This window comes from Okeania sp. (assembly GCF_983059655.1).
The window spans coordinates 1-5,251 of record NZ_CEZPJD010000568.1; the positions used below are offsets into that span (position 1 = coordinate 1).

Consider the following 5,251-nt stretch of genomic DNA (forward strand, 5'->3'; position numbering starts at 1 on the left):
AATTCAGAATAAAGTTAAAACTATGATTAATTTGCTTCCAGGATATCTACTTCAAAATCTAGCTCGTATCATTTTCATGACTGGTTTTCTATTATTAATTACTATAGGTTTGCGGAACTTTTATTTGACCTTTCAGCAAGGAATCAATTATGTTAGACGATTGCATCAAATTCCTTGTAGTCGCTGTACATTTTTTACAGGAGATTATCGTTTGAAATGTACAGTACATCCTTATAATGCTCTTACCGAAACAGCTCTAAATTGTAGTGATTATGAACCAAATAATCCTCTAGCAAAACCAATATTACAGCAATGTAAATCTAATTCACAATACTCACATTGCCAAGCTACTAACTCTGCAACAAGCAATTAAATCACTCTTTTTTTGAGAAGGTTAAAAGCTATTTTTGCTTAGTCAATTCGGGGAAATTTCAACACAAATAAATAGGAGAATAATTGTGAGCTTAAATTCAGTAATTACTAAACCTCAAAAACTGAAGCAGCATCAATTTAAACGTCGCCAATTAATACCATTAACAGATGTATTATTATGGCGAATAGATTCTGGAGTGGTTCGTACTCTTACCAAAAACGAAGAAGACAATACGATAACTCTAGGATTTTGGGGTCAAGGAGATATTGTCGGTCAACCTCTATTTCCATCTTATCCTTATCAAGTTGAATGTTTAACTATTGTAGAAGCAAGTATCTTACCAAGGGGTTATTTCTATACTCAAGAAGTAATGCTTTCTCACATTCAAAAAACTCAAGAATTACTCAGAATTATTCATTCTAGAAAAATCGAATTACGACTGTTGAGATTATTAAAATGGTTGACTGATAGATTTGGTAATCAACTACCAGACGGGCAAATATTGGATATTAGGTTAACTCATCAAGAATTAGCTGACATTATTGGCACAAGTCGCGTTACTGTAACACGACTACTAAATCAATTTGAAAAGGAAAAGAAAATAGGATGGTCTCAGAATAATTGCTTAATTATTTTTAATCATTAAAAAGACAACTTGTCACCTCTTGCAATACTTTTAATCCTTGAATACTACCTCGAATAAGTTGGAAAGCAGGCAGTGGTTGTCGAAACATTGCGATCGCCAATGCTAAAGGTTGCAAACTTCCAGATGATGTCAGAGCAGAAGTGATATTGGGAAGGTCATGGTAACAGTCATCGCTGACTACTCTCACCATCGCCACGGAGACAGAAAGGTTAGCAAAGAAATTGAGAATGGCAAAACCTTCCATATCTACCACTTCTGCACCAGTATTTTTTCCCAAGAGTTGTTTTTCCTGCGCCTTGTAGATGAAGCGATCGCTAGTTATACCTGTTACTAAAGAAGCTTTTCCTTTTAAATGTGTTTGTAACTTAGCTGTTAAAGCACTATCGCACTTTTGCCTGAGTAACTGAGAATAATCTTTTTCTTTTGGGTTTAATATTCTGCCGTCTACATGATGTTTACAATTTATTGGAATTTGAGTTTCCATCCACTTCTTCTCTCTTTCTTCTTCCCTCCTTCTTCTTCCTTCTTCAATATATTTCACACACTCATTATAAATAACCACATCTCCAGGTTGATATTGATTAGATAAACTACCACATAATCCCATAAGCAATATTGTAGAGGGTTGATGGGAGGAAAAATCTTGTCTTTTTTGCCAGTTATTCAAATAACGAGTAACAGATGCAGCACCTATGGGCAAAGACAATAATTTAGGCTGAGATAACTTAGGGGTAAGACCGCGCTTCACAGATTTTAGTTCTGGCCCTTGGACAACCAAAATTGTATCAATCATTTCAATTATAGGTAAAAGTTTTAAATAATTCTAAGTTTTTGAACATCTTAATTGCATACCCTCATATTTTGTTGGAAATATAAGTTATTAGCCAGCGATAGAAGGGGGGTATTTTTACAGATGCCAGCATCTACAGACTATATTTTTAGCAATACTCAAAATCTCAAAGAATTAGAAAGACTACAGGCGATCGAACAAATTTTTGACCCAAAAACTCGTGAACTAATTTTAACAACTGGAATTACAGAAAAATGGCAATGTCTGGAAGTAGGAGCAGGAGCGGGAGCGATAGCTAAATGGCTCGCAACAGTTGTTGGAGATAGTGGAAAGGTTGTTGCCGTTGACTTAGATACTCGTTTTTTAGCAAACATTAAATCGCCTAATATTGAAGTTTTAGAAGCAGACTTTTGCCATCTTGCACTGGAAAGTCAATCTTTTAACTTAATTCATGCACGGTGTCTTCTTATCCATATTCCAGACTTTCAACTTGCCTTATCAAAAATGGTAGATTTGCTCAAACCTGGTGGATGGTTAGTCATTGAAGAGCCTGATTTTTCGGTAGCTAAAGCCATTGCGGGAGATAGTCAAATGTGTCAGTCAGTTAAGCAACTCAATTTTGCTATTGAAAAAATGTTTGCAGATAGAGGATCGGATTATGCTTTAGGAGGGAAGTTACCAGAGATATTGCAAAAGTATGATTGGCAAAAGTTATCTGTAGAAAATTATGCTCCTGTTTCTCTAGGGCGATCGGAAATAGCCAAAATGATGAAAATATCTGCAATGCAGCTTACAGAAAAATATATTGCAACTGGTAGAGCAAGCTACTCTGACGTTAACAACTATTGTTTGTTTGCAGACGATCCTAATACGCAAGCAATTTATCACGCAATAGTAAGAGTTATTGCGCATTCTTGAGTGGGGGAGTAGGGGAGTGAGGGAGTAAGGGAGTGAGGGAGTAAGGGAGTAAGGGAGTGGGGGATAAGTAAACATCAGAATAATTAATAAGCTACTGGCGTGCTAATTACCCAAAATGTCATTCCGCGTTTATCCCTTATACCATTTCTCAAAAGTCTTGCTATATCTCCTTGAAAATAGGGAGTAGGGAGTAGGGAGTAGGATGAAAAGTCTTGGTTTAATGCCGAGAATAGTCACAAACATTATTCAACCATTATTATTACTTAATAGCTGAAGTCCCATGGGAGGTATAGCATTATTTTTGGGAATTGGTATTAGACAAAAATTGTCGAGTGGAAGAAGTCTCTAATAAAAGGCTACTATCAAGCTGGTAATTATTTTTTTTCTACTTAATATTGCTTATGAATTCTCAATCCTACCTTTACCTTTTAACTACATTATTATGCTTAATCAATCCACTTTTATTAATGCAGGCAAATGCTCAATCTCAACTGATGAAAATTCCCGCTCCTTCCATTTCAGAAGAAGCAAAAGAAATTTGTCCCTTACCAGCTTTATCTCGTCTCCAACGTCATACCATTACTACTGGAGAAACCATCGAAACTATTGCTCAAAAATATAACCTCATTCCTCCAACCCTCTTAGCATTTAATCGAGTGCTACAGAAAGGTCAGCTAGCTATAGGTACTGAAATAATTATTCCTCCCTATAATGGTATTGCTGTGAAAGTACCTACTGGCACAACTTGGAAAAATGTTGCAGAAAATTATAATATTCGTGCTGATGCATTATATGAAGTAAACGGTTGCCCACAAACACTAGAGCAACAGACACCAGAAGTAGTTTTTTTACCAGGAGTAAATTGGTCTCCAGGGCGAAAAGCATCCCCACAAATTTCTTCATTAAAAGGTTATCCTTTACCTTTTGAAACTAGGGTAATTTTAGGTTATGGTTGGTTACTACATCCGATTAAAAATCAAGTGGTTTTTCATAGTGGTTTAGACTTAATTGCTAATAGTGGTACATCAGTTTTTTCTGTAGGAGAAGGGATAGTAGCATTTGCAGGTAAACAAGGTAATTATGGCAATTTAGTAGTGATTAATCACGCTGCTGGCAAGCAAACTCGTTATGCCCATTTAGATTCTATCAATGTTAAAGCTGGTCAAAAAATTGCACAAGCAGAGCTTTTAGGTACAGTTGGTCAGACAGGAAAACCTGATTTTGAGGAAGCTCATCTTCATTTTGAAATTAGATATAATTCTCCTTTTGGTTGGGTTGCCGAAAATCCTAATTCTTATATTGAAGTAGTTTTTAAGTGACTGGAAACGAACTTTAATAAAATTTAGTTGCTGATAAATACATATACCTAAAATGTAAGCATTCAGCCGTCAGCCATCAGCTATCAACTATTGCTTTTAGTTTAGGAGAAAAGCTTTATTAATTGTCTTACTAAAAAAGTTGCCTCCCTTGCCCTTAAAGTCTATTTTAATTTAAACACTGTATTAAAAAAAAACACTCTTGTTGCTGAAGTGCTGACTGCTAATAGCTGTTTGCGCAGCATTCCGCAGGAAATGCTTACCCTAAAATTCAAACTATATATATCTCTATTTTGCTTCTATAAATTTATCTTCAGTCAATATCAGCCTTTTCTATTAGGATGACAATTAAATAAAACTATGCCATAATTAATATTAGGAGTATTTGAATTTTTTTTAGGAAATGCTTAATAAACTTCTTCTAAAAAATGAATTGATAATTTATTCCCAAATAAGATAAACCACGCTAACTAGAATAAAAATTAGGAGTATAAATGATGATAGGCGTACCACTTTACTTAATGATGTTATGTTTCCTAGCTACTATTATCTGGGAAAAAGTAAAATATAATTCTGAAGCAGATTCTCAAAGCTAAATTTATAGATAGAGAAATTTTTGCTCCTCCACTGGTTCTGTACAAAATGATTTAAACTCCCTATATTTACCGTTCGGATTCAGTTATTTATGGAATATATAGGAGAATTTAAGAAAATAAGAAAGCTTTACTTATCTAATAGATTAAGAAAGAAGGTTGAGTATTAATATTCCATTGTTTTAAATTAGATATTCCATAAGTCAAGAGTAATCATGATAGTTGCTATATATTTTTCTCCTAATCTCTCAAGATTACCGCTATCTGTAGCTTCAACTTTATATATAAGCAGGTTTTGTACGAAGGCGATCGGAAATATAAATTCACTTTTTTTGTTATATCTAAGTAGCATTACATCAATATTTATTAACTTCAAATAAGGAATATTAATACTAAATCCTCATCAGTAAAAGACGTTGAAAAAAACTTAAAAGGATAACCTTATATTACTTCTGAACTTTTAACTTCTAACTTGCTAAGACGCATTTTAAATGTATCTTAGCTTAGGTGGTAGGTTAATTGTAATAAATTGTTACAATAATGATTTAGCCGTCATTTAGTTTTATAGATACTATGCATCTGACTTGGTTAGATAGTAATTCCTGGTTAATTGAA

6 protein-coding genes are annotated in these 5,251 nt (G+C 34.1%); 4 read left to right on the forward strand and 2 right to left on the reverse strand.

Translation table 11 applies throughout. The features are described 5' to 3' along the window. Nucleotides 1–373: hypothetical protein (locus AC3DU7_RS24260; protein WP_488041865.1), on the forward strand; the 373-nt coding region annotated here is incomplete at its 5' end. Between the two features lie 85 nt (nucleotides 374–458). Continuing rightward, nucleotides 459–1,019: a Crp/Fnr family transcriptional regulator gene (locus AC3DU7_RS24265; protein WP_488041866.1), complete on the forward strand. Its 561-nt coding sequence runs from the start codon at nucleotides 459–461 to the stop codon at nucleotides 1,017–1,019. Here the strand turns inward: AC3DU7_RS24265 and AC3DU7_RS24270 are convergent. Beyond that, nucleotides 1,009–1,812 carry a 5'-methylthioadenosine/S-adenosylhomocysteine nucleosidase family protein gene (locus AC3DU7_RS24270; protein WP_488041867.1) on the reverse strand — a complete coding sequence of 268 codons (804 nt, stop codon included), beginning with the start codon at nucleotides 1,810–1,812 and terminating at the stop codon, nucleotides 1,009–1,011. The two genes, AC3DU7_RS24265 and AC3DU7_RS24270, sit on opposite strands and share 11 nt — an antisense overlap. Before the next feature lie 120 nt (nucleotides 1,813–1,932). Between AC3DU7_RS24270 and AC3DU7_RS24275 the strand changes: the two genes are divergently transcribed. Together AC3DU7_RS24275 and AC3DU7_RS24280 are read left to right on the forward strand one after the other, a co-directional pair. Further along, nucleotides 1,933–2,727, forward strand: a complete 795-nt coding sequence (locus tag AC3DU7_RS24275) for a class I SAM-dependent methyltransferase (protein WP_488041868.1) — start codon at nucleotides 1,933–1,935, stop codon at nucleotides 2,725–2,727. 401 nt (nucleotides 2,728–3,128) lie between these two features. Next, on the forward strand, nucleotides 3,129–4,046 hold the full coding sequence (locus AC3DU7_RS24280; protein ID WP_488041869.1) for a M23 family metallopeptidase: 918 nt from the start codon (nucleotides 3,129–3,131) through the stop codon (nucleotides 4,044–4,046). Between the two features lie 777 nt (nucleotides 4,047–4,823). Here AC3DU7_RS24280 and AC3DU7_RS24285 read toward each other — a convergent pair. Then, a complete protein-coding gene (locus AC3DU7_RS24285; RefSeq protein WP_488041870.1) occupies nucleotides 4,824–4,988 on the reverse strand; it encodes a hypothetical protein in 165 nt (54 codons plus the stop codon). Between the last annotated feature and the right edge of the window lie 263 nt (nucleotides 4,989–5,251).

Excerpts from the sequence above, each read along its gene's own strand:
- AC3DU7_RS24280 (WP_488041869.1), top strand. The coding sequence starts at position 3,129 with ATGAATTCTCAATCCTACCTTTACCTTTTAACTACATTATTATGCTTA.
- AC3DU7_RS24270 (WP_488041867.1), bottom strand. The coding sequence starts at position 1,812 with ATGATTGATACAATTTTGGTTGTCCAAGGGCCAGAACTAAAATCTGTG.
- AC3DU7_RS24285 (WP_488041870.1), bottom strand. The coding sequence starts at position 4,988 with ATGCTACTTAGATATAACAAAAAAAGTGAATTTATATTTCCGATCGCC.
- AC3DU7_RS24275 (WP_488041868.1), top strand. The coding sequence starts at position 1,933 with ATGCCAGCATCTACAGACTATATTTTTAGCAATACTCAAAATCTCAAA.